Here is a 22304-nt window from a genome sequence, read left to right as displayed (position 1 = left end):
AGCCTCCTATCTATCGATCTCTGGCGGGCAGAAATCCATTGTGGTTAGCCAGAGAGCAACATCTTCTATTCTTGTTCCTGCCAGCAATTTCTCCACACCATACAAACCCTGAGGAAAGGAAGCCCCTCTGACGTTTATCCTGTAAGGTTTCTCCCCTCCATCTGAGACAACGAAGTATCCGTACTCGCCTCTGGATGACTCTATGTGAGTATAGACGGTCCCCTCCGGCACCCTCCATCTGAGCGCGCTGCCAGATGAGATCTTTGCGTTTACAGGTCCCTCTGGCATTTTCTCAAGTACCTGCCTCAATATCCTGATACTCTGCTTCATCTCATAGTACTTCAAGGTAAATCTGGCAAAGGCATCCCCTTCAGTTGCTGTAGGAACGTCGAAAACCACGCTGTCATATTTAGCATATGGATCGATCTTTCTTATGTCATACGGCAAACCTGTGGCTCTCAGTCCCACGCCGGTTACACCTATTTCAAGCGCCTCTTCTCTTGTTAGAAGCGCGAGCCCCTCTGTCCTCGTTCTGATTATCCTGTTTTTCAGAAGCAGGTTCTCAAATTCATCGCTCCTGCTTTCTATGTAATCCAGGAATTCAAGAATCTCAGACTCGATTCCTTCGGGCAGATCCTTTCTTACGCCTCCAGGAACGATATACATGTGATAGACCCTTGCGCCGGTAATCTTCTCGAAGATATCTAGAATCCTGTCCCTGTCAGCAAGAGTCCAGTGTGAAATTGTGTAGAGACCGGTAGATCCTCCGACTCCACCCAAAGCCATAAGGTGGGAAGCGATTCTCGCCAGCTCGAGAATTATCATCCTTATCCAGTGAGCTCTTTCTGGTACCTCCGTTCCGCTGAGCGCCTCGGCCGCCATCGCATAAACCATTTCGTTAATGTCCGGTTCGGGCACGCAGATTCGGGGGATCAGGGCCAGATTTTGCATCCAGCCCCTTCTCTCCATTAGCTTCTCGAAACCCCTGTGAAGGAAGCCAGGAACGAGTCTCGCCCTGACGACAGTGTCACCCTCCACATAAAGGTGAACGCTTGAATTGCCATGCATCCCTGGGTGGTTAGGTCCCAAGAATAGCTTCACTTCCTTACTCACTCTCATCGCCCCCTTCGACCAGGAACTCGGCACCGTAATGCCTGTCCGGGAAGTGATCGTTCGAGTATTTCTGCGGATCGAAGTCCTTTCTCATCGGGGGCATTTCCTTCCAGTTTTCGAGTATGAGTGGTTTTAGGTCGGGGTTACCATCGAAAACTATACCGAAGAACTCGTGAACATCCCTTTCATAAAACCTTGCCGTAGGCCAAAGGTGCATCACGGTTGTGATGACGGGCGCATCTCTACTCACCGAACTTTTCACCAACAGAGTCTCTCCCGTCTCCCATCTAAAAAGTGTGTAGAAAACCTCGAAAACTCCGTCTTCTATCCTGTCGACGCCTGTTATGAGTGAGAGATGAGAAAAGCCCTTTCTCTTCAAGATCTCAAGAATCGCGTTCAGCCTTGAAGCTTCAACAAATATGATAAACTCACGGGCGGTTACTTCCTTAATCGAAAACTCTCCGGCAATAGTCATCACTTCTTTGAGTACCTCATTCATGGAATTCATCGTGTACATACACCTCCCCGAGAGCCTCTATCTGATTACTCTTGTACCAATCGTTCTTCTCCTGATACTCTTTCCAACCGTTGGCCTCTCCTCTGTCAATCTTGCTCATCAGCGCGGCGAAACCGCTTACTATTGCCTCCGGGCGGGGCATACAACCGGCCAGATAAAGATCCACAGGCACATAGAGATCCAGTTTATTGATCGTTGCGTATGAGTCATAATATATTCCTCCATTCAGTGTGCAGGAGCCGAAGCCGACAATATACTTCGGCGACTGCATCTGTTCGTACGAGTAAACGACTCTCCTGAGAGTCTTCGTACTTAAGTATCCTGTAATCAGAAGAATGTCGGCCTGTCTAGGAGTTGCCATAGGCCCAATCCCGAGACGCTCCATATCGAAGCGCGAAGTCATCGTTGGAGGCAGCTCTATAGCCCCGCATCCGGTACAGTAGTAAAGCATCCACAGTGAGCGCGATCTGAGCATATTTGCCACTTTTTCCCATGCCTTGTATTCATTACTCATTTCATCGCCTCCCCATGACGAAGACCACTATAATTACCTGTACGAAGGAGAAAATGAGCGGCCATTTCCAGTAGAATTTGATCGCCTGCTCGACCCTGAATCTTGGAATAGTGGCGGAGATGATTACTATTGAGAAGTACACTATAAGGAACTTCAAGAGGAATTCCCATAAAGTCCTGCCGCCTCCGAGGAAGAGGTTGACAAACAGTCCGATCTCAATGAATGTCGCCAATGCGTGCTGAATCATTAGCATGCCGAGATACTTACCGCTGTACTCCACTAGAGGACCGGAAGCTATCTCTGCCGGGGCAATAAAGGTGTCAAAGGGCTTCTTTCCAAGCATCCCGATCAGAGAGACGAAGGCAACTACTCCACCAATTGGCATTAACCAAGCGTTGTAAGTTCCCTGCGCAATTTGAATGCTTACCAGATCGGATAGAGATGAAGTCCCATGGTGGAAGAAGACCCCGAGAATGACTATCATGAAGGGGAGCTCATATCCGAGCATCTGGGCCAGTGCCCTTCCAATTCCTATGGATGCATTTGGATTTCCCGACCCCACGGCAGACATCGCCATTCCCAGGAGGCCTATAGCCAGAAGATAGATCACCACAAAGACATTGTCGATTCCCGGAAAGACGGCGAGATTGCCGGCCGGAATGAAGAAGACCGTCGCAATCGTCCCTCCCAGTGCCATAAGTATTCCAAAGTCGAAGATGAAGCCGTGGGAAATCGAGTACTTCGTCAGCGACTTGAAGATATCTATAAAGTTCTGCCAGAAAGGCGGGCCGTATCTCCTCTGAATTCTTGCCTCAATCTTTCTTGCAATTCCTTCAAGAGTCACGGTATATACAAACGCAACCACTAGAAGAGCGATCCCCGAAAGTATTGTAATTACGATATTCATAAACATATGATCACCTCAACCACCAGAAGGCGCCAAAAAGCACGATAACAGTCAAAGCAATGTACACCTGAGGATTCCGGTTGAAGAAGACCGCCCTGAACAGGGCTCCAAGCTCCTTGATCTTTTCGGAAGTCGATGAAAGCCAGTTTTCCATCGAAGGCCACTTTTCAAATAACCTGTCGAACGGCCTGTACATTCTGTAAGAAAAGTGATAGAGCTCTGCGGTGTACAGAAAGTCCCCGCCAGTGTAATTGTCTAGCAGATCTACATGCCTGGCCTTCTTTGCGCGCATGAAGATCAACAATGATATTGCCAAACCTATCACGAAGACAGTTGTGACCAAAACGGAATCCCATTGCCCAGTTAGCGCGACGATTCTCGAGAAAGTCACATCGACAGTTCCTCCGCCGATCGATTCCGTAATCCTGTTTATAGATCTAATTGCGTTGCTGGGGAAGACTCCCCAGAAAATAGTAAGAAGTGTCAGAAAGGCCATTGGAGCAAGCATAATCAACGGAGCCTCCCTAACTTTCTCATGCTCGGGCTTCAGTTGTCCCAGGAAAATCCCTGCCAGCGGTTTGAAGACATACATGAAGGACCCTATGCTTCCAAAGAAAGCGGCAAAGGCCAAAAATGGCAACCCATCCTGCACAAGCTGCTGATAGATCAACCACTTGGAGACAAATCCGCTTGTAGGAGGGATTCCTGCCACCGAAATGATCGCAACGAGATAAACGGCAAAGGTGAAGGGCATCTTCACTATTAGTCCTCCCATTTCGTGCATCCTGGTGGTCTTGGTCCTGTAGGCTACGGCAGCTATCGCCATGAACACGGCAGCAGATGCCATGGCATGGTTTAAAATGTGCATCATTCCTCCTGCAGTTGCATATGTTCCGCCAATTGAAAGGGCCAACACTATATAGCCTGAATTGCTTACAGTCGAAAACGCAATGAGTTCTTTAGCGTCTTCCATCCGAATAGCCATAACCGTTCCCACGACTATTGAAATACCTCCAAGTAAGGCAAATCCGTAATTTACGATCGGAATGCCATTGAGTAGAGGAAGATTACCGAAAACCTTGAAGGAGGGAAACACTATCGACATAATGAAGAGCAGAAAACCGCCGAGTTTTGTGAGTCCTCCGGACAGGATGGGGCTAAATTCGTCCGGTGCGGAAGAATGTGACCCTCTAAGCCAGGTATGGAGTGGGAAGCTTCCCATCTTCGCAAGAACCATTATTGCCAAGGCTATGAAAATCGTGAGCTGAACTCCAATCGGCTGGCTCTCGATCTTCAAAGCCACACTGGAAAACTCGACAGTGCCCAGCCTGCTGTCCATATAGAAGATCGCAAACAACATTGAATAACTGCCAATTGCCGCGATAGCGGCATACTTTATCGCCTCTCCGGTCGACTTTTCCTTATCCTGGATAATGAGCAAAAGAGAAGACCAGGTCGAGATCTCCCAGAAGATCATTAGAGTCAGGAAATCAGCCGAAAAAACTGCTCCCAATACTCCTGCTGTAACAAGACTCAAGAGAAAGATCTTGACTGGGCTCTTCTTCAGGGGTAACATAAAGACCGCGGTCGTGGATATTATTAGCATCACTATCGAAGCGAAAAACCAGTTAACGGGGTTCATAGAAAAATTGAAGTTAAGCTTACTCGTGATACCAACTACTTCATATGATGCTCCGGTTCCTCCCCAGAAAAACACGTAGAGAAAAATGAGTACCTGGAATGTGGCGTAAGCTATATAGGCGACACTCTTCTTCAATTTTGAGACGAGGAAGAACAACGGAGCGGCAAAGAGAGATGCCGCTAACACAAAGAGTATATTCATCTACATCCCTCCCAGAATGGCCTTCCCGATTGCCAGAACGCCATTTACCAGAGAATCCGCGGCTCTCTCAAACATTGTGAAAGCCTCCCCGGAGCTTACCCCGAGGAAGACTATTACAGTACTTAGCACAAGCCCGAAGGCAAGAAACTCCACCGAGGGCAAAATCCTCTTCTCAGGCGCCTGAACTGTTCCGACCGGCTTGAAGAAGGTGAAGATCCACCTGAAGTAATATGTGACTTCAATGGCAGCTGCAATGAGAATTAAAACCGGAACAGCAAGAGAGGCCTCGAAACTGGCCGAGATCGCGTTCAGCTTTCCCCTGAAGCCGAAAAAGAGTGGCATACCTGCGATAGAAAGCGCAGAGACAACGAATGTTACTCCAACTATCGGCGACTTTCGACCGTATCCGTAAAGAGTGTCTCTATCGTCTCTGCCCGCTTCATCGATAACCTGGTCGTCAATGGAGAAGAGCATAAACTTCGAGAGGGCGTTGTTTATAAGAAGCATAATCGATCCCGTAACTGCCTCAACGCTCCCGATACCGACAAGAAAGATCGCAAGACCGGACTGAGCGATACTGGAGTAGGCAAGTGTCCTTCTCAAAGACTTCTGGCCGAAAGCAATAACTTCCCCTACAAGGACCGTGGCTATCCCAAGAAGGACGACAAGGTGCAGAACGCGATCGTCTCCAACGGCGAGAATAACCTTTGAAAAGGCATACACCATTGCAAGAGGATAGACCGAAGCAAGAACTAATGTTGCTTCACGAGATGATTTAGTCAGAACGTCGGGAACCCAGCCGTTAAAGGGAAGCAATTTCGACTCAACACCAAGACCCGCGACAATTAGCAGCGAAGAGACTAATGTGACATCCCCGCTGATTTGCCCGGAAGATACCCTTGCGGCGAGTTCAGAAATGTTGAGTGTGCCGGCCGCCCCGTAAAGAATCGCGACCCCAAGAAGATACAACAGCGATCCTACCGATCCTATCATCAGATACTTGAACGATGCAACCTTTGAATCGCTGCCTTCTCCAGTAGATGCCAGAAGGTAGGCGGAGATTCCGGCGATCTCGAGGAAGACGAAGAGGTTGAAGAGATCGTTGGTTAACAAGATCCCGTTCAGTGAGGCAAGAGCCACCAAGAAGACCACCGAGTACTTCGTAGTCTCTTCCCCTTTTCGTAGATAACTCAACACTGCAAAGAGAAATAGTATATTTGCGATGGGAAGCAAGAGCTTAGTTGCGTCGTTAACGAGTAAACTGATACCATATGGAGCTTTCCAGCCGCCAATAGAGAAACTTGTAGCGGTGAGGAAGATAACCCCGAAGACTCCAGCGAAGGCGTTGAAGAAGGCGGCTATAATCAGAGCCCAACCGGAAACAGTTCTCCAGAAGGCGCTAACAAAGGCTAGTGCGAGGGGTATCGCTATCAACCATACGGGATTCATTCGCGATCACCTCCGCCACTCGAGAGCTCCGAAATATCTATCGTACCCCTTGATTTGTTTACAGAAACAATAAGAGAAAGGGCTAGGGCCGTAACGCCCACCCCAATGACTATTGAAGTAAGAACCAGAGCCTGGGGAAGAGGATCGACGAAAAGAAGCGATGAGTTGTTGCTGACCGAAGACAAAATAGGAGCTGCTCCCCCTTCTACGTAACCAATAGAAACAATGAAGAGGTTGACTCCGATCTCCGCGATATTTAAGGAGATAATCAACTTCACGAGATTCTTCTGCGAAAGAAGGCCGTATAAACCAGCGGCGACAAGCATCATAGAGAAGTACTGAATCATATCTCATCGCCCCCTTCCGAAATGAAGTCATCCACAATTCCGGAAAGCTCTGCTCCGACCTTGAGACCGATTACCGAGTAAACAACGGGAATTATCCCCGCACTGAAAAGCTCTCCCACAACGCCCGTGGGAAGGAAATTTTCCAGGAAGGAACCTGAGATCAGCAGACCGGCTATCCCTATGAAAACATAGAGCAGTCCCATTGTACCCTCCAGTATCTTAAGTCCCTTATAAGCTCTCTTTTCATCGTCAACCGCAACGAGAAGCAAGAAACCGGCTGCCATTATCGCTCCTCCGGGAAATCCTCCGCCTGGCGTGAGATGGCCGTGAACAAATATGTATATCCCCAGAACCATAAGCATTGGGGCGATCACGCGCGAGGCAGTCTTGACGACGGGACTTACGGATATTACAGAACCTATCCTCTTTCTTCCCCCTCCAAGAAGCAGTCCAACTCCGGTTGCCGAAATGAAGAGTACCGTCACCTCTCCGAGGGTGTCGAATGATCTGTAGTTGACGACAATCGAAGTAACCATGTTTGCCGAACCAGTCTCGGCGTCGGCAGTTACTCCGAAACGAATCTCATCCTGATTCTCATTCACCGATTTCTCGATGTATTTCGCAGAGACTCTTTCGGAGAGCTTCACTTCGCCATATCTTGGAATCCCCATAGAATCGGAAGAGTCGGAATTCAGAACTGTTACGATCATGAAGAAGAACAGAAGGGCAATAATTACAGAGAGTATCCGCTTCATTCTACATCAGCTCGCTTCAGCTTCCTGAGGGAGAGGAGGAATATTGCCGTGGTGAGGCCGGCTCCAACAGAAGCTTCCGTTATTGCGACATCTGGGGCCTCCATGATGACAAACAGTATGACAGACAGAAGGCTCATTGCGGAGAGCATTATCACGGAGTTCAGCAGCTTCTTCGCTTCGATTGCGAAAATAGCCAGTCCCACCATCACTACTCCGATTATGAACGAGAATACACTCACACTTCCTCACCACCTTCGGGGAGACAGTCCGGTTCCTTTTGAGATTCCAGATTAGTTATCGGTGTTATTCCTTTCTTCAGGGCCGTTCTGGCGATCACTGAACTCCCGACGGGATTTGTAATAGCTATGAATACAACTATGATTATTGTCTTCAATAGCCACTGAGGATTTATCAGCCCCACACCGAGTATCACGGAGAAGGAGCCCAGTGTAGTCGCCTTCGTCCCTGCCTGAAGCCTGTTAAAAACGTCGGGCATCCTCAGCATTCCAAGACCTCCCAGAAAAAAGAAAAATGCGCCTACGGATAAGAGCGCATATCCCAGAATATCCAGTATTATCATCTTCTCCCCTCCAAATACCTGGCAATCACTATGGTCTCAAGAAAGGAGAGCGCAGCATATACAAGCGCTATATCTAGAAAAAGAGGATTGCCATCGATTAGAGAAAACAATACTATTGCACTAGTAATCATCACGTTCAATATATCTAGCGCTGCGACCCTGTCTGGAACCGTCGGCCCTCTCAGCAATCTGTAGAGAGTCAGTGCGGCGCCGGCGAGAATTAGCGAAAAGAAGATGGAGAAGCCTATCATTCGAAGATCCCCCCTATTCTCTTCTCAAACTTTCCCGAGATCGCTTCTCTTACCCTCTCGGGTTCATCGGCCTTCTTGTCTATCCAGTGAACCAAGAGACGGTCTTCACCAATGTCTACAGTCAAGGTTCCCGGAGTGAGAGTTATCGAATTGGCCAGAGTGAGCTTCGAGATCTCCCCTTTCAAATCCGTTTCAACTTCGACCATCGAAGGGTTTATAGGAAGAGAGGGATTCAAAACTCTTTTGGCTACATCGATATTTGCCTTAACCATTTCCAAAATGAAGATTGGAACGAAGAGGAATACGAATCTGAAGACGCGAACAGGAAAATCGAGACCGATCCGGAATCTTGAATATTTGCTCAAGATGATGGCAACGACAACAGAAACCACAAGCCCAAGAAGTACCTCGGCAAGAGCAAAACTCCCAGTAAAACCCAACCAGATGATAAAGGAGATTACCAGTAGAGAGATAAATTGCAGGGCCATTGCACCACCCCTTCATGTGAATTTTGTGAAATATCCCACTTATCGATAAAAGTATCATACCATAACCCGGTACAGGGTATTACAAAACTTCATCGTCCATCATTTTACATCATTACCTCAGCAATAAGCCGAAAGCTTCTGAACTGACGAACCTCCGATGATCCAGGAAAAGACTATGTGTCTATGATAATTCAATAAGCAATTCCAAAAGGCCTAGAGATAGACTCTAACCATTTTCGCCGCTGGATGTTTTCCTGAAGATGAATATTGAAAAGTCGTGTGAGAACTCGTTGCCGGAGATGGCTTTCATAATTTGCCCCACCTTCTCGATTGGGAATTCGAGCGTAAGAGCCTTTTCAATTTCCTCACGGTTTTTTGCTCTCCATTTCGTCCTTACAACCCTTTCTAAGAAGCCCTTTGATAAGAAGTATTCGGAAATCTCTTTTTGGAGGCTTTTCAGATCCCGACCGTATGAGAGCTTGAGGAAATCCGCATACTGGCCGGAAGAGTAATTGTTCTGAATATTGAAGAAATGCCCGTCGGTCTTCAGTACCCTCTTGACTTCTTCAATCCCCTCTTCGCAACTCCCGGTGTATTTCACAGGCGGACCAAAGAAATACGCAAGTCTCGCGTGCACGATATCTGCCAGATCAGATTTCAAGGGTAGATCCTCGGCAAATCCCTTAACCACAGAGAAGTTCGATCTGAAGTCACGGGCTTGCCTTGAAATCAATTGTCTTAGCATTCCGGAATCCGGTTCCACGGCGTAGACCACAGAGGCAGTGCCGGCGTACATATGCGAGTGGAAGCCTGATCCTGCCCCAACATCGACAATTACACTGCCATCGAAATCGCAGAACTCCTGCATGACCTTCTCGATTTTCCTTTCCGGGTCGATCAATTCATTCTGAAGCTCGTACAGCTCCGGATTGGCCGAACCGGCGTAAAAGTAGAGATTTGGCATATCGATGCCCTCCTGGAATTATCATAACAAAGAGACCCCTTTCGGGACCCCACCCAATACTCCTCAGAGATTTCTATCAAACTGGCCTGAGCATTCCGGCAAAAACCTGCCACGCAAGTACACTCTTAGCGACAAGGCTGAGAAGAACATACATAAGTCTCTCCGAAAAGATAGTTCTTCCAAGGACCGATCTTCTTGTACTGAAGAAACATGTTTATAGCAAAACTGTTGAAGAAGACGAGGAAAGTAATGAGAATTGCATAGACAAAAGACGGGAACTCAACATTCGCCTTTCCAAGAGATGTGAACAAGTAGATGAAGACAGCTATCCAGGTAACCGCCCCGGCTATACAGCCGAAAATGAAGGACGTCCAGTTTGTCCTTTCGGTTGTCTGATTGTGAAGTTCCATCATAAGTCCAAAGAGATTCATGAGCGCGTTAACAGTGAAGAGGAGCATGAGGCTGACTATGTCCAACATTCCCGAGAACATTGCGATGGCAACAATCATCACGGAAGAACTGATGGAATACTCGTACCATCTGGCATAGTTAATCCCTCTCTGAAGATTTCTTGCGTACCACCCAAAACCAAAGGTTGAGACTATTAAATGCGCTATGGCGGACATGAAGAGAAAACTTGCTATGAAAGGCCCCATCTTCAAATCCATGAAGTTCTCCGTTGCGGGAACAAGCCTCATTATCTCCCTGTCGAACTCCAGGTAGTTTCTCGTAATCGTCAAAGCAGAATCATTACTGACTATGAGCATAATGATTCCCTGTACAAGGTGCAAAAAACCCATTATTAGGTTGTAGATACGAAGCTTTTTATAGGCGGATTCCATTTACTTCCCCTCCTTTTTTATATCATTAAGAAATATTAACACGAATGATTGATTAGTTGAGTGCTAAAAAACCACATTATCCGATGGAATGACGAGAAAGCCGCATTAGATGTATAAGCCGTTGTCATAAAGGAGTTGTCGCTATTGAATTCCGGCCGTTCCGCCGACAATTAACCATGAATTCGGAGGGACTTACTTTAGAGCGGTGACATCTTACCTGAATACCCTTTTTCTTTTGATCCTTTATTTCTGAGATCGTCTAATCTTTGCATAAAGGTTTTGCAACAGGAGCATAGTAGGAGGTAATTATGACTTTTAAAAACCATTACAAAATCTCTTTCATAATGACGATTGTCTTCCTGGCTTTCTATGGAACTCCTCTTGCCGGAATCGGAAATTCGGGAGAATCAGAGATCCCGGTTGTGATAAACAGGGTCAGCTATGAGCAACGGCTGAAAGTCCAACTGGAGGAGAACGCTTCGACTGGCTATACATGGCATTACTATCCATCAAAAGCCAACGCGTTTTCGCTGTTTTCGAAAGAAGTTTCCGTTGACCAATCTGAAAACGCCGTCCAAGGAGGCGGTTCGACAGTAACCTGATTATTCAGTCCCGAATCCTTGGGAAGCTTTGTAGTCATTTTCAAGCTCTACAGAGAATGGGAAGGCGAAGAAAAAGCTGTTGACATAAGGGTATTCAATGTAGAAGTGGATGACAGAACTCTAAGCGAGTGTATTCCCGATTATGTAACGGTCCTTGGCAGTTCTTCGGGTTCCGTAAACCCGGGTGATCTATTCTCAGTGACCGTTGAGGAAGATTCTTCTGCCGGATTTTTATGGAGCATACAGAGCAATGGTGAAATCCTGAGACTCATAGCTAACAGGTACATCGATCCTTCTAAGAGCCAATCCTCTCCGGGTGACATTTCAAACTTTACAGTGACAGGCATTGAGACCGGGAAGCAGTCATTCGATTTCGAAGCCCTAAAAAGAGGAGTCTCTCTAATAGAATTCGGATTCTCTAGCCCGGTTGAAAGCGATGGAAATAGCTCGATACTGTACGCAAGCGTCTCTGTTGAATAGCGCTGAAAGATCGGGAAATCTTTTCGGCAATCCGCGATTACCTCAATGCGGGGAGAAAAATCAGAGAAAACCAAATGCTTGAGTAGTTTCCTTTCCAGGAAGCGGGAAATGAGGCGATACCTCCTGATATACTAAGTGCAGAGAATCACTTCTGCCCGTACGAGAAAGGAGGGGTATTTTGTTGTGTTTGAAAAACTGATGAATGAAAAGGTCATGACAATAATAAGGGGTCTTACGCTCAATCAATCGAGGAAGTTGTGTGAAATGCTTCTGGAAAACGGATTGACGGTTCTGGAAGTCAGTTTCTCCGATGAATCCTCTTCAGAGATATTGCATCAACTCAAGAGGGAATTCTATGAGAAGCTCGTGATCGGGGCCGGTACTATATACGATGATACTGCTTATTCGAGAGCGCTTCGCTCAAATGCCGATTTCGTTCTCAGCCCTGGATTTAGCGAGGAAATCGCGAAGTTGTCGGCAAGGGACGGGATTAGTTACATACCCGGAGTCTACACTTCTACAGATATACAGAAGGCACTGAACAACGGATTCAGCTTCCTGAAACTCTTCCCCGGCGGTTCTGAAGGTCTGCAGCTGCTCAAAGCTTACAGGGGTCCGTTTCCCACTGTCAAGTTCATGCCTTTTGGCGGAGTAACGGCCGAAAACGCCAACGAATACATGAAAGCAGGAGCCGTTGCGCTTGGAATTGGTTCCTACATAGCAAACAGGAATCTCTTTGATGAAGGAAAAGAAGGGGAGGTTCTTGAAAGAATCCTGAAAATTCGGAGAGCCGTAAATGCCAGCAGTTGATATAGCGATCGACATAGGGAGTACCAAAACCCTCGTATCGGTTTTCGGCGATAGCGAACAGGAAGCTTATGAATTGGAAGAGTTTTCAACGCAACCGGCCGAAGGAGTTGATGGTTTCTTTGAGCGACTGAGTGATGTCTGTCTTCGGATGAAAGGAAGAAGAGATGTTAACCGCTGGGGGCTTTGCACGGCAGGTGCCGTCAATCCTGCAACAGGTACTTTGCTCTGGTCGCCAAATCTAGGGTGGAAAGATATTGAGATATACAAAAAGACCGCTTCTTTTCTCGGACCGGTAGGAGCGGTCGAAAACGACTGCAATGCGGCGGCTTTTGGAGAATGGGCATTCAGAAAGGATATTGAATCGCTCATCTACGTCACTGTCAGCACGGGAATAGGGATGGGAATGGTCGTTGAAGGGAAGGTCCTCCGTGGAGCAAACAACGCAGCGGGGGAAATCGGCCACACAATAGTGAACCCGGATGGCCCGCCTTGCACGTGTGGTCGCCGCGGTTGCTTGCAAGCGATTTCAGGCGGCAGGGGCCTCGAGAACAGAGTGCACGATTCGCTTGGAATCGAGATCTCTACAAAAGAGATAATTGATCGCGCACAGTTGAACGAACCGCTCTTCAAAGAACTGATAACCGAAGCCTCTGAAACGCTTGGACGATTCCTCTGCAATCTCATAGATTCTCACGATCCTTCTGTACTGGTAATCGGAGGAAGTCTTGGGAAGAACCGGTACTATTTCGACAGATTACTCAAGGTTATTGAAGAGAACCACTACAGAATTCCAGGAAAGAAGTTTAAGGTTGAGCTTTCCTCTGTAGAACCCAATCCAAACATAATTGGAATACTCTATCTGTCAAGGAAAACATACAAAGACTGACTTCTTCTTCATGAGCTCTTTCTACGAGTCTCCGTTTCCATTTTGCTTTTCAATCAAGAACGGCCCATAGTATAATGAAAATGAACGCAAACGTTTGCGAAAGGTTGCGATTTTCATTGATTAAGAAGATTACGATAAAGGAAATAGCGAACGAATTGAACATATCGCCGTCGTCTGTATCTAGAGCGCTTTCCAATGAGCCGGGAGTGAGTCCTTCACTCAGGAAAGAGATAGTTGACGCAGCCGAGAGATTGAACTACATTCCCAATTCCTCCGCAAAATCCCTGAAGACAAGAAAGACCCAGACCGTGGGTCTCATCGTGTCGGATATCAGGAATCCATTCTTTCTGGATTTCATGAGCGGAATCGAGACCGTACTCTTTCCCAGAGGCTACAAATTCATAGTTTGTGATATCGGCGAGGATTTCGAGAAAGAGAGAGTCTACATCAAATGGCTCCTCGAACATGGTGTAGAGGGGATACTTTCCTCGCCCTGTCAAGGAGAAGACGGAAGGAACAACTCAAAACTCTACAGAGAGGCAGTCAGGAGAAACATTCCTGTCGTCTTCTACGACAGAATTCTCGAGGGAATGGAGAGAATCAGTTCGGTAACTCTCGATAACCGACAGGCGATTCTTCAGGGAGTCTTACATCTCAGGGATAACGGCCATGAGAAGCTTGGTATAGTCCTTCACAAAAGAGGAATCTATACGATTGAGGAGAGGCTCAGGGGATTCAAAGAGGCCTGCAATATGCTGGCGATAGAGGTCAATGAAGACTGGATTATCGAAAATGCAGTGGACGCGGAAAGGGCTTCGCTGTCACTGGAATCTGTTCTGAAATCGGACAAGAGACCGGATGCGATCATATCCACAAACCAGTTTCTAAATGAGGTCATAGTTGCAACCGTAAGGCGGATGGGCCTGAAACTCCCCGGTGATCTGTCGATTGTAGGCTTCGATGACCATTCCATGAATGAACTGATCGAGCCACCCTTGACGACAATCAGACAGCCTGTGAAGGACATAGGTAGGATTGCCGCCACGATTATGCTGAGCGAAATAGACGGAACAAGAGGTGAGAAATCGAAAGTTGTGCTGAAGGCGGAACTGCTTCAGAGAAAATCTGTGTCAAAGCTCATATAGATAAGCTCGAAGAAAACATTGAAAAGAGGAGGAATGCTCAATGAAAAAGAGAAAGGTTGGAGTGATCACTTTTTCCGACGGGCGCGATTTTGTTCACAACGATCTGATCGAAATGAACAAGGGGTTTCAAGACAGGCTGGTTAAGGCCCTTGAAGCAACGGGTGAAGTGGAAGTTGTCACAGCCTCCGATATAGTCTGGAAGCCTTCGCTCGCGAAGAAGGCCGGCAAGGAACTGATGAAGGCCGAGGTTGAGGCCACGATATTCAACTACGCTATCTGGTGCTGGCCGCATCTTTCAGTTATAGCTTCGCTTTATGCACCAGGTCCTTTCCTCACCTATGGACAGATCAATCCCTCTTACCCGGGTATGGTAGGCCAGCTGGCGGCAGCAGGTGCCCTAGAGCAGGTCGGAATAATGCCTGAAAGGGTATGGGGCAATCCCGAAGATTCGGATGTAATCGAGAGAGTCATGCACTTTTTGAGGGCTGCGTCGGCGGCCGCAAGGCTAAAGGGTGAAAGATACGGTATGTTCGGTGGCCGCCCGATGGGAATGTACACCGCCACGGCGAACGGTGATCAGTGGCTGAAGGAGTTCGGTGTCGATGTGGAACAGATCGACCAGTATGAACTGGTAGTCAGAGCGGAAAAAGTACCAAAAGACGTCACGAAAAAGGCAAGAGAATGGCTGGAAAGACTGGCGACAGTTAAGTATGATGGGAAACAGCTTACTCCCGAAAAACTCGAAAAACAGATTGCACTCTACGAAGCTGCTTTAAGCATTATCGAGGAGTACGAACTTGACTTTGTGGGCTTCAAAGGCCAGCCCGAAATGACGAACAACTACGCAACGATGGATATAGTAGAGGCCTTCCTCAACGATCCGTATGACTGGCATGGCCCAAAAGACACAATAGTAGCGGCAACGGAAACAGATATGGACGGGGCGCTGACCATGGAGATCTTCAAACACATCGCTCAGGCTCCAGTTCTCTTTGCAGATGTGAGACACTATTTCGAGGAAGAAAACCTGCTAGATCTCTGTAACTCGGGCACTCACGCGACTTTTTTTGCCGGCAAATCGATGAATCCCGAAGTTAATCTGAAAAAGGTAGAATTGTTTCCAGAGGACTTCTACTTCCCTGCCGGAGGAGCAGCCGTAAAGCACTTCGCGGCACCTGGGCGAGTTACCCTTGCCAGGCTTGCAAGACAGAACGGCGAGTACATCATGACAATAGTACCGGGAGAGTTCATTAAGCTCTCCGAAGACGAAGAAAAGAAGCTGTCGGAGAAGGTTCAGATCGAATGGCCACATGCATATGTGAAGCTGGATACGGATATGGAGACTTTCTTGAGATACTACCCCTGTAACCATACTCACGGGGTTTACGGTGATTTCGTTGAGGAACTGGTACAGTTCTGTGATATAAAGGGTATTGATTACCAGATTCTTGGAGAGTAAACTGCAATTCAAGAAACGAATGCTTGGGAAAGGGGCATGATTATGTTATACATTGACGGAATTTGCGAAAAAAGCGTTGAACTCGTTAACCAACCTGTTTTTGCGGGAATAACAACTAACCCGACTATCCTGAAACGCGACAGACCCGGATGGGGCCTAATGGACGCAATGAAGTTTCTCTCGAAGGTCCCGGGAGAGCGTCACTTTGTTCAAGGCAGCATATCATCGACAAACTGGATACAGAAAGTGAAGGAGTTCATCAAGAAGAGTGATTTCGACCCCGAATTCTTCACCGTAAAGCTTCCTTGGGACCCGGAAAAGGCGTCGTCATTTGTTCCTGAGCTTGATGAGATTGGTGTCGGTGTTTGTGCAACGGCAGTTTACACGGTAGAGCAGTATTACGCCGCGCTCAGCATGGAAGTCGAATACGTTGCCGTGTATTTCGACAGAATGAAGAAGGCTGGAATCGATCCGGAGGAGAGGATCACCGAAATGCTTGAGATCGGAGACTGGCACTCAAATGCCCCTCGAATAATAGCGGCAAGCATTAAGGATATCGATAGCGCAAACAAGCTTCTTTCTCTCGGGGTCCACGATCTCACTCTCCCAATAGAAATTGCGAAAGAATACATAAAGGGAAGCTTTCCTGCAGATGATCTCGATAGATTCGAGGGAGACTTCAAGTTATGAAGGATCGGCCTAAGCCGGTTCTGTGCTCTGGAGAGATCCTCTTCGATTTCATCTCTAGAGAACCGATGAAGGGCCTGGAAGGTACCACCCTGTTCGAGAAGAAACCGGGTGGCGCCCCTTTCAACATCTCTGCCGGCCTTCACAGGCTTGGAGTTCCTATGGAATTTCTTGCGAAGATCGGGATGGATGAATTTGGTAACGCACTACTCGAGTATTTGAAGTCTCTCGGAATATCCACGGGCTACATCGTACGAGAAAGAGGCACAAAGACTCCGATAGCATTTGCTGCGCTGGATGGCGAAGGCAAACCTGAATTTCGCTTCTACTGGGACCACGCTGCTCATTTATCGCTCAAATCAGAAGAAATAAGAGAGATCGACCCTCTGAATTTTTCCATCTTCCATTTTGGCGCCATAGTACTCCTCGAAGAACCGTCGGCATCCACTTATATGGAGCTGTTCGAAAGGTTCAGTTCAGGAGGAGTCAAGACTTCATTCGACCCCAACATTCGAAGAAGCGCAATAGAAGAACACGATTCATTCAGGGCCATAGTCAAAGAAATCATCTCCAGAGTCGATATTCTCAAGCTCAGCGACGACGACCTGCTATATATATGTGACAGCGACAGTCTGGATAAGGCCCTATCCCGACTGGAAGTCAGACCGGACACACTCGTCTTCCTTACCCTAGGCAGCAGGGGATCTATTGTTTATCGCGGAAGGACTTCTGTAAGGAGAGAGGGATTCAAAGTAAGAGTGGCCGAGACCACCGGTTGTGGAGACTCATTCATGGCCGCAGTAATCTCGAGGCTCTACAATATGGACGATGAAGAACTGCATAATCTTACCGAAGAAGCTCTGGGAAGCATTCTGACTTTTGCCAACGCAGAGGCTGCGATCGTCGCAACAAGATATGGCGGAGCAAGCTCGATGCCAACCGAAAGCGAAGTGAACCAGTTCCTTATGGAACGGGGTGTAGATCGTTGATCGGATTCCTCGCTATAGACATCGGTGCCTCCGATGGCAAAGCATTTGTTGGAAAGTACGATCGAAACAGGCTGGTTCTGGAAGAAGTACATCGTTTCCCGAACGAACCCATCCACATCGGCGGATCTACTCATTGGAATCTGATCTCGTTATACAGGAATGTTCTGGACAGCATAAAGGCCGCTTCCTCTCTAGGAATTGAGATCCGCAGCGTAGGAATCGATACCTGGGGAGTGGATTTCGGGCTGATCGACCGTTCCGGCTCGATTCAGGGTGACCCGAGACACTACAGGGACATGTTCAAGGACGATTCCATGGATTACGCAATAAAGAAGGCCGGCAAGCGATGGATCTTCGACAGAGCTCCAACACAGTTTCAGCCATTCAACACTCTCTATCAGCTTATATCTCTCAAACGCAAAAACAGCCGTCACCTGAAGAAGGCAGATACCCTTCTCCCGATGCCCTCACTGCTTACCTACTTCCTTACAGGGGAGAAGCTTACAGATTTCACTTTCGCCACTACCACTCAGCTCTTCGATCCCGATCGAAACGACTGGAGTGAAGAGCTGATAAGATTCTTCGATCTACCTGAGATAATGACTCCTATTGTAGATCCCGGCGAAATCGCAGGAGAACTGCTTCCCTCAATCTCGAAAGAGCTCGGTTTAAAGGGCATGAAGGTCATTTTCCCCGCAAGCCACGACACGGCATCGGCCGTAACATCCATGAATCTTTCAGATGATTCGATGTTCGTCAGCGCCGGGACCTGGTGCCTGGAAGGGGTGTTGATCGACAAACCTTCCAGAGATGAAGATGTCATCGAAAACAACCTTGCCAACGAGGGCTGCTACGGAAGAAAGTACCGCTTGCTCAAGAATCTAACCGGTCTCTGGCTGGTTCAGGAACTTCTCAGGGAGTGGATGAAATCGGATCCGAATCTCGATCACTATGCGTTGACCGAGATGGCGCAGACCGCCAGAAGCTATGAGAGAAAGATCGATGTCGAATCCGAAGCCTTCAAGAAACCAAAAAACATGGAGAAGGCTATACTCTCTGAAGCCGAGAAGCTCGGGATCTCTTTGCAAAACAGGGGAGAGATAGTAAGAGCCGCGATCGAAGGAATCGCTTACCAGACAGAGCAGACGAGAAAACAATTGCAGTCAATAACCGGCCGGTCAATAAGGAATATCAGAATGGTAGGCGGTGGCATTCGCAACAGACTTCTCTGTCAGCTGGTGTCAGACTACACAGGGCTTCCGGTAGTTGCAGGACCGGCAGAAGGGACTGCCACAGGTAACATCATAGTGCAGATGCTGGGCCTTGGAGAACTAAGTGACCTATCGCAGGCTCACGATCTTATTCAACGCTCATTCAACTTTCAAGAATACACTCCGGAAAAGTAACATTTCGAATCATCCTAATAAGTCAAAAAATTAAGAATTCATAAGATTGCAACCATTAATCGAGCATAATTATCTCTGATCAACCATAAACACTTCAGGGAACGTTGGGTGATATGACGGTGGCCGTGTAGAATAATGTTGATAATTCTGTTTAGCAGAATTACTATTCCGCGAGGTGGAATATGACTTATCTCCAGAAAGTGCTAAGAATGATCGAAATCGTTGCCAATTCTGATAGTAGCGGAACAACGGTTCAGGAAGCGTCGGGAAAATCCGGTTTCCCTATGTCCTCCTCTCACCGAATACTTAACGATCTTGTAGACTGCGAAGTCTTGACTAAGTTTGAAGAGGCCAAACGCTACAGATTTAGCCCAAGAATAATACCCCTGGTAAATGAGATCTCTAGAAAGATGAATGTAGTCAACCTTAAGAATTGTCTTGTTGAGCTGAAAGACAAGATTAATGAAACGGTCTTCCTAAGTGAGCTTACGGAAAACGGGGTAACCTCCGTGTTGACTGTTGAAAGCGACAGAGTCTTCAGTTTCAGGGCCAGATCTGGCGTTTATCTTCCTGTTCATTGCACGGCTGCCGGGTTGGCCATTGCCGCAAATATTGACAAGGAAAGAGCGCTAGACCTAATATGTAAATCTCACGTTATTAATGACCCTGAAATCGAGACTTGTCCGGTAGAGGATTATAAGGCTCGTCTAGAAAGAGTTAGGCAAGAAGGCTTTGCTTTCTGCGACGAGGAATTTGAGCCGGGACTAAGAGCTGTCTCAGTGCCTGTTTTCGATTCTGCAGGGAGCGTTGTCGCCAGTATAACTGCGATTGCGCCGAAAGAGAGATTCAGTACAAAGAGAATAAATGAGGAAATTGTTGCCAATCTAAAAAAGACTGCTGTGGACATCAGCAAATACACTTTCTAGAGGTTGACATGAGTGAACAGGTGGTAATTGTAAGTAACGTTGGAAGGGTCTTCTCGAGCGGGACAAAAAAGGACAGAAAGGAATTTGTTGCACTGGATGATGTTTCATTTACAGTCAACAGAGGTGAGTTCGTCTCACTGCTGGGACCCTCGGGCTGTGGAAAATCAACACTGCTAAAGATTGTCTCGGGACTTCTTAAGGCAAGTTCTGGAACGGTGGAGATTACGGAGAAAGAAAATCGTAAGACCCCTCCCTTTGGGTTCGTATTCCAGGATTCCGTTCTTTTGCCCTGGAGAACAGCAATAGAAAACGCTCTCTTTCCATTCGAAATCATGGGTAACAAGGAGAAAGCAGATGAAAGCAATGTCAGGAATCTTTTCAAACTCGCGAAGCTTCTGGGTTTTGAAAATTCCTACCCAAGACAGCTTTCAGGTGGAATGAGACAGCGTGTGGCTATTGTGAGAGCCCTGTCCTACAATCCTCCAATACTACTTATGGACGAACCTTTTGGAGCTCTTGACGCAATAACCAGAGACAATCTGAACAACGTTCTCCTCGAAATATGGGAATCGACCAGAAAGACAGTGATCTTTGTGACTCACAGTATTAGCGAAGCAGTGTATCTTTCAGACAGGATAATCGTCATGGGTACGAAGCCCGGCAGAGTTGTCGCGGATATGAAGGTTGAATTGCCTAGACCGCGAAATGAAGATTCAAAACTTACTCCGGAATTTTACTCCTACGTCAAAGAGCTAAGGGAGATGCTCAAATAATGAACAGGAAAGTCTTGATAGCAATAATCTCGATTCTTTTCCTGGTTCTCTTCCTGGGTTTTTGGAAGGGATACATAATCATCAGAGATGTTCCGGGATTTATCCTTCCACCTCCAGAGGCTGTAGGACAGAGGTTTATCTCTCTTGTTGCAGACGGCACTTTCATTAGAGAAGGCTGGGTAACCCTGTATACGATACTGATTGGCTTCTCCGTTGGATCTATTCTGGGCTTCGCGGCCGGATACTTCTCAGCGAAATCAAGAACCTTTGAAGAAGTAATCTCACCATATGTCATGCTTATTCAGGCCACACCAAAAGTATCTCTCATTCCTCTCTTTGTTATTTGGTTCGGACTCGGGATGCCGTCAAAGCTATTGCTCATAGTTCTTTCAGCTTTCTTTCCGGTGATGATAAACACAATCTTGGGACTTAGATCTGTCCCGGAGGACTACGAGAACTTAATGACAATTCTCGGAGCATCGGAACGCCAGGCAACTCTCAAGATGAGACTCCCGATGGCCACTCCCTTAATCATGGCAGGACTCAAGATCGCGATGGTGCAATCAATAATAGGAGCAATAGTCTCAGAATGGATGGCTGGAGACAGAGGCTTCGGTTATCTGCTCGTTTACGGCAGTTCTCTGTATGACGCAAATCTTCTGATGGCGTCAATAATTGCTACCACTTTCCTGGGATTAATTCTCTACTGGAGCATTGAGCTTATAGAAAAGAAACTCTTGTTCTGGCATGAGTCGAAATTGGCTTTCACGGAGGGAACGTGATGAATGAAGGATTCAGAAAACCAACAGCGAGCAATCCCATCGAAAACGGTAAACTTCCGCATCTGAAGTTGAGCATAGATTCAAAGGTTCCGAAGCTGTTCTTCCTTCCAGGTGATCCAGACCGACTAAAGCTCTTCGAAGAAGCGGCAGATTCCTTTGAATATCTGTCCGTCAATCGAGAATTCTCAACAGGAATCGGCACTTTCGGAGGGAAGGAGTTTGGCGTTTGTTCAACCGGAATTGGAGGTGGTTCATCGGAAATAGTTATGGTGGAACTTCACTCGCTTGGTGTAGAAAGAGTTGTCAGAGTGGGAGGTTGTGGAGCGCTTAGAGAGGACATTAAGTGCGGAGATATGATAATCAACTCCGGCGCAGTAAGACTAGGCGGAAGTTCCAAAATGTATGTCAGAGTAGAATACCCGGCCGTTGCTGATCCATTTATGGTCGTAGAACTGGCCAAAAGCGCTTCGAAAAAGGGGATCAGGGCTCACGTAGGTATAGGCGCTACTGTTGACTCTTATTATGCCGGACAGGGTCGGTGTATTGAAGGTTTTGAAATCCCTGGTTCCAGTTTGCCTGAAGAACTCTCATCAGCCGGCGTTATCAATTTCGATATGGAAACCGAGACGATCTTTACTCTGGCAAGCCTTATGGGAATGAAGGCAGCAAATATCCTGGCAGTTCATGGAAACAGAAAGACAGATGAATGGCTTATTGATTACAGGTCAGCTCAGCTTTGTGCAATAGAAACTGCACTTGAAACAGACTTTTTAACACTCTGAACGAGGA

The 22304-nt window shown here is 47.2% G+C and carries 26 protein-coding genes and 1 pseudogene; 13 read left to right on the top strand and 14 right to left on the bottom strand.

The features are described 5' to 3' along the window. Positions 1-6: 6 nt before the first annotated feature. From V512_RS12785 to heR, 14 genes and pseudogenes are all read right to left on the bottom strand, one after another. Entirely contained in the window at positions 7-1119 is a 1113-nt protein-coding gene (locus V512_RS12785) for an NADH-quinone oxidoreductase subunit D (RefSeq protein ID WP_099830846.1), read from the bottom strand. Further along, on the bottom strand, positions 1106-1621 hold the full coding sequence (locus V512_RS12780; protein ID WP_099830845.1) for an NADH-quinone oxidoreductase subunit C: 516 nt from the start codon (positions 1619-1621) through the stop codon (positions 1106-1108). The genes V512_RS12785 and V512_RS12780 overlap by 14 nt, the downstream gene beginning before the upstream one ends. Further along, the gene (gene nuoB / locus V512_RS12775; RefSeq protein ID WP_099830843.1) at positions 1605-2144 is read right to left on the bottom strand and encodes an NADH-quinone oxidoreductase subunit NuoB; all 540 of its coding nucleotides are present in this window, start codon (positions 2142-2144) and stop codon (positions 1605-1607) included. Before nuoB ends, V512_RS12780 begins: the two co-directional genes overlap by 17 nt. A gap of 1 nt (position 2145) precedes the next feature. Beyond that, positions 2146-3057 carry a complex I subunit 1 family protein gene (locus tag V512_RS12770; RefSeq protein WP_099830842.1) on the bottom strand — a complete coding sequence of 304 codons (912 nt, stop codon included), beginning with the start codon at positions 3055-3057 and terminating at the stop codon, positions 2146-2148. A gap of 4 nt (positions 3058-3061) precedes the next feature. Continuing rightward, the gene (locus tag V512_RS12765; RefSeq protein WP_099830841.1) at positions 3062-4894 is read right to left on the bottom strand and encodes a proton-conducting transporter membrane subunit; all 1833 of its coding nucleotides are present in this window, start codon (positions 4892-4894) and stop codon (positions 3062-3064) included. After that, on the bottom strand, positions 4895-6343 hold the full coding sequence (locus V512_RS12760) for a proton-conducting transporter membrane subunit (RefSeq protein ID WP_099830840.1): 1449 nt from the start codon (positions 6341-6343) through the stop codon (positions 4895-4897). Continuing rightward, a complete protein-coding gene (locus V512_RS12755) occupies positions 6340-6690 on the bottom strand; it encodes a cation:proton antiporter subunit C (protein WP_099830839.1) in 351 nt (116 codons plus the stop codon). Before V512_RS12755 ends, V512_RS12760 begins: the two co-directional genes overlap by 4 nt. Then, positions 6687-7445 (bottom strand): Na(+)/H(+) antiporter subunit B, encoded by a 759-nt coding sequence (locus tag V512_RS12750; protein ID WP_099830838.1) that lies wholly within the window; start codon positions 7443-7445, stop codon positions 6687-6689. Before V512_RS12750 ends, V512_RS12755 begins: the two co-directional genes overlap by 4 nt. Further along, positions 7442-7684, bottom strand: coding sequence for a hydrogenase subunit MbhD domain-containing protein (locus tag V512_RS12745; RefSeq protein ID WP_099830837.1), 243 nt, complete (start codon positions 7682-7684; stop codon positions 7442-7444). Before V512_RS12745 ends, V512_RS12750 begins: the two co-directional genes overlap by 4 nt. Next, positions 7681-8025 (bottom strand): monovalent cation/H(+) antiporter subunit G, encoded by a 345-nt coding sequence (gene mnhG / locus V512_RS12740; RefSeq protein WP_099830836.1) that lies wholly within the window; start codon positions 8023-8025, stop codon positions 7681-7683. The genes V512_RS12745 and mnhG overlap by 4 nt, the downstream gene beginning before the upstream one ends. Continuing rightward, positions 8022-8276 (bottom strand): cation:proton antiporter, encoded by a 255-nt coding sequence (locus tag V512_RS12735; protein WP_099830835.1) that lies wholly within the window; start codon positions 8274-8276, stop codon positions 8022-8024. The genes mnhG and V512_RS12735 overlap by 4 nt, the downstream gene beginning before the upstream one ends. Further along, positions 8273-8764, bottom strand: coding sequence for a Na+/H+ antiporter subunit E (locus V512_RS12730; protein ID WP_099830834.1), 492 nt, complete (start codon positions 8762-8764; stop codon positions 8273-8275). Before V512_RS12730 ends, V512_RS12735 begins: the two co-directional genes overlap by 4 nt. Positions 8765-8990: 226 nt before the next feature. Beyond that, a complete protein-coding gene (locus V512_RS12725) occupies positions 8991-9728 on the bottom strand; it encodes a class I SAM-dependent methyltransferase (protein WP_099830833.1) in 738 nt (245 codons plus the stop codon). Positions 9729-9804: 76 nt separating this feature from the next. Continuing rightward, positions 9805-10570, bottom strand: a pseudogene (heR, locus tag V512_RS12720) (heliorhodopsin HeR). A gap of 308 nt (positions 10571-10878) precedes the next feature. On the opposite strand from heR, the gene V512_RS12715 reads away from it, so the two are divergent. From V512_RS12715 to V512_RS12655, 13 genes are all read left to right on the top strand, one after another. Then, on the top strand, positions 10879-11172 hold the full coding sequence (locus V512_RS12715) for a protease inhibitor I42 family protein (RefSeq protein ID WP_099830832.1): 294 nt from the start codon (positions 10879-10881) through the stop codon (positions 11170-11172). An 18-nt stretch (positions 11173-11190) separates the two neighbouring features. After that, positions 11191-11652 (top strand): protease inhibitor I42 family protein, encoded by a 462-nt coding sequence (locus V512_RS12710; RefSeq protein WP_099830831.1) that lies wholly within the window; start codon positions 11191-11193, stop codon positions 11650-11652. Positions 11653-11835: 183 nt separating this feature from the next. Continuing rightward, positions 11836-12462, top strand: coding sequence for a bifunctional 4-hydroxy-2-oxoglutarate aldolase/2-dehydro-3-deoxy-phosphogluconate aldolase (locus tag V512_RS12705; RefSeq protein ID WP_099830830.1), 627 nt, complete (start codon positions 11836-11838; stop codon positions 12460-12462). Then, complete coding sequence (locus tag V512_RS12700) at positions 12449-13348, top strand: ROK family protein (protein WP_099830829.1); 900 nt, start codon at positions 12449-12451, stop codon at positions 13346-13348. The genes V512_RS12705 and V512_RS12700 overlap by 14 nt, the downstream gene beginning before the upstream one ends. Positions 13349-13464: 116 nt before the next feature. Continuing rightward, a complete protein-coding gene (locus tag V512_RS12695; RefSeq protein ID WP_243392435.1) occupies positions 13465-14493 on the top strand; it encodes a LacI family DNA-binding transcriptional regulator in 1029 nt (342 codons plus the stop codon). Between the two features lie 40 nt (positions 14494-14533). Next, on the top strand, positions 14534-15952 hold the full coding sequence (locus V512_RS12690; RefSeq protein ID WP_099830827.1) for an L-fucose/L-arabinose isomerase family protein: 1419 nt from the start codon (positions 14534-14536) through the stop codon (positions 15950-15952). 42 nt (positions 15953-15994) lie between these two features. Continuing rightward, the gene (locus tag V512_RS12685) at positions 15995-16642 is read left to right on the top strand and encodes a transaldolase family protein (protein WP_099830826.1); all 648 of its coding nucleotides are present in this window, start codon (positions 15995-15997) and stop codon (positions 16640-16642) included. Further along, complete coding sequence (locus tag V512_RS12680) at positions 16639-17628, top strand: carbohydrate kinase (RefSeq protein ID WP_099830825.1); 990 nt, start codon at positions 16639-16641, stop codon at positions 17626-17628. The genes V512_RS12685 and V512_RS12680 overlap by 4 nt, the downstream gene beginning before the upstream one ends. Continuing rightward, entirely contained in the window at positions 17625-19034 is a 1410-nt protein-coding gene (locus tag V512_RS12675) for a rhamnulokinase family protein (protein ID WP_099830824.1), read from the top strand. The genes V512_RS12680 and V512_RS12675 overlap by 4 nt, the downstream gene beginning before the upstream one ends. A 182-nt stretch (positions 19035-19216) precedes the next feature. After that, positions 19217-19960, top strand: a complete 744-nt coding sequence (locus tag V512_RS12670; RefSeq protein WP_099830823.1) for an IclR family transcriptional regulator — start codon at positions 19217-19219, stop codon at positions 19958-19960. Positions 19961-19968: 8 nt separating this feature from the next. Beyond that, positions 19969-20733: an ABC transporter ATP-binding protein gene (locus tag V512_RS12665; RefSeq protein WP_099830822.1), complete on the top strand. Its 765-nt coding sequence runs from the start codon at positions 19969-19971 to the stop codon at positions 20731-20733. Continuing rightward, positions 20733-21515 (top strand): ABC transporter permease, encoded by a 783-nt coding sequence (locus tag V512_RS12660; RefSeq protein WP_099830821.1) that lies wholly within the window; start codon positions 20733-20735, stop codon positions 21513-21515. The genes V512_RS12665 and V512_RS12660 overlap by 1 nt, the downstream gene beginning before the upstream one ends. Continuing rightward, positions 21515-22297, top strand: coding sequence for a nucleoside phosphorylase (locus V512_RS12655; protein ID WP_099830820.1), 783 nt, complete (start codon positions 21515-21517; stop codon positions 22295-22297). The genes V512_RS12660 and V512_RS12655 overlap by 1 nt, the downstream gene beginning before the upstream one ends. The last annotated feature ends 7 nt before the right edge of the window (positions 22298-22304 follow it).

Source organism: Mesotoga sp. Brook.08.105.5.1, from assembly GCF_002752635.1.
In the GTDB taxonomy this organism is placed as follows: domain Bacteria; phylum Thermotogota; class Thermotogae; order Petrotogales; family Kosmotogaceae; genus Mesotoga.
Note: the sequence above shows the minus strand (reverse complement) of the source record. Positions and strands in the feature narration are given on the sequence as shown.

Bases quoted from the DNA above. Each gene is read 5' to 3' on its own strand.
- V512_RS12765 (WP_099830841.1), bottom strand. From the start codon at position 4,894: ATGAATATACTCTTTGTGTTAGCGGCATCTCTCTTTGCCGCTCCGTTG.
- V512_RS12665 (WP_099830822.1), top strand. From the start codon at position 19,969: ATGAGTGAACAGGTGGTAATTGTAAGTAACGTTGGAAGGGTCTTCTCG.
- V512_RS12655 (WP_099830820.1), top strand. From the start codon at position 21,515: ATGAATGAAGGATTCAGAAAACCAACAGCGAGCAATCCCATCGAAAAC.
- mnhG (WP_099830836.1), bottom strand. From the start codon at position 8,025: ATGATAATACTGGATATTCTGGGATATGCGCTCTTATCCGTAGGCGCA.
- nuoB (WP_099830843.1), bottom strand. From the start codon at position 2,144: ATGAGTAATGAATACAAGGCATGGGAAAAAGTGGCAAATATGCTCAGA.
- V512_RS12670 (WP_099830823.1), top strand. From the start codon at position 19,217: ATGACTTATCTCCAGAAAGTGCTAAGAATGATCGAAATCGTTGCCAAT.
- V512_RS12725 (WP_099830833.1), bottom strand. From the start codon at position 9,728: ATGCCAAATCTCTACTTTTACGCCGGTTCGGCCAATCCGGAGCTGTAC.
- V512_RS12680 (WP_099830825.1), top strand. From the start codon at position 16,639: ATGAAGGATCGGCCTAAGCCGGTTCTGTGCTCTGGAGAGATCCTCTTC.
- V512_RS12735 (WP_099830835.1), bottom strand. From the start codon at position 8,276: ATGATAGGCTTCTCCATCTTCTTTTCGCTAATTCTCGCCGGCGCCGCA.
- V512_RS12690 (WP_099830827.1), top strand. From the start codon at position 14,534: ATGAAAAAGAGAAAGGTTGGAGTGATCACTTTTTCCGACGGGCGCGAT.
- V512_RS12780 (WP_099830845.1), bottom strand. From the start codon at position 1,621: ATGAATTCCATGAATGAGGTACTCAAAGAAGTGATGACTATTGCCGGA.
- V512_RS12785 (WP_099830846.1), bottom strand. From the start codon at position 1,119: ATGAGAGTGAGTAAGGAAGTGAAGCTATTCTTGGGACCTAACCACCCA.
- V512_RS12660 (WP_099830821.1), top strand. From the start codon at position 20,733: ATGAACAGGAAAGTCTTGATAGCAATAATCTCGATTCTTTTCCTGGTT.
- V512_RS12700 (WP_099830829.1), top strand. From the start codon at position 12,449: ATGCCAGCAGTTGATATAGCGATCGACATAGGGAGTACCAAAACCCTC.
- V512_RS12685 (WP_099830826.1), top strand. From the start codon at position 15,995: ATGTTATACATTGACGGAATTTGCGAAAAAAGCGTTGAACTCGTTAAC.
- V512_RS12760 (WP_099830840.1), bottom strand. From the start codon at position 6,343: ATGAATCCCGTATGGTTGATAGCGATACCCCTCGCACTAGCCTTTGTT.
- V512_RS12755 (WP_099830839.1), bottom strand. From the start codon at position 6,690: ATGATTCAGTACTTCTCTATGATGCTTGTCGCCGCTGGTTTATACGGC.
- V512_RS12715 (WP_099830832.1), top strand. From the start codon at position 10,879: ATGACTTTTAAAAACCATTACAAAATCTCTTTCATAATGACGATTGTC.
- V512_RS12730 (WP_099830834.1), bottom strand. From the start codon at position 8,764: ATGGCCCTGCAATTTATCTCTCTACTGGTAATCTCCTTTATCATCTGG.
- V512_RS12750 (WP_099830838.1), bottom strand. From the start codon at position 7,445: ATGAAGCGGATACTCTCTGTAATTATTGCCCTTCTGTTCTTCTTCATG.
- V512_RS12770 (WP_099830842.1), bottom strand. From the start codon at position 3,057: ATGTTTATGAATATCGTAATTACAATACTTTCGGGGATCGCTCTTCTA.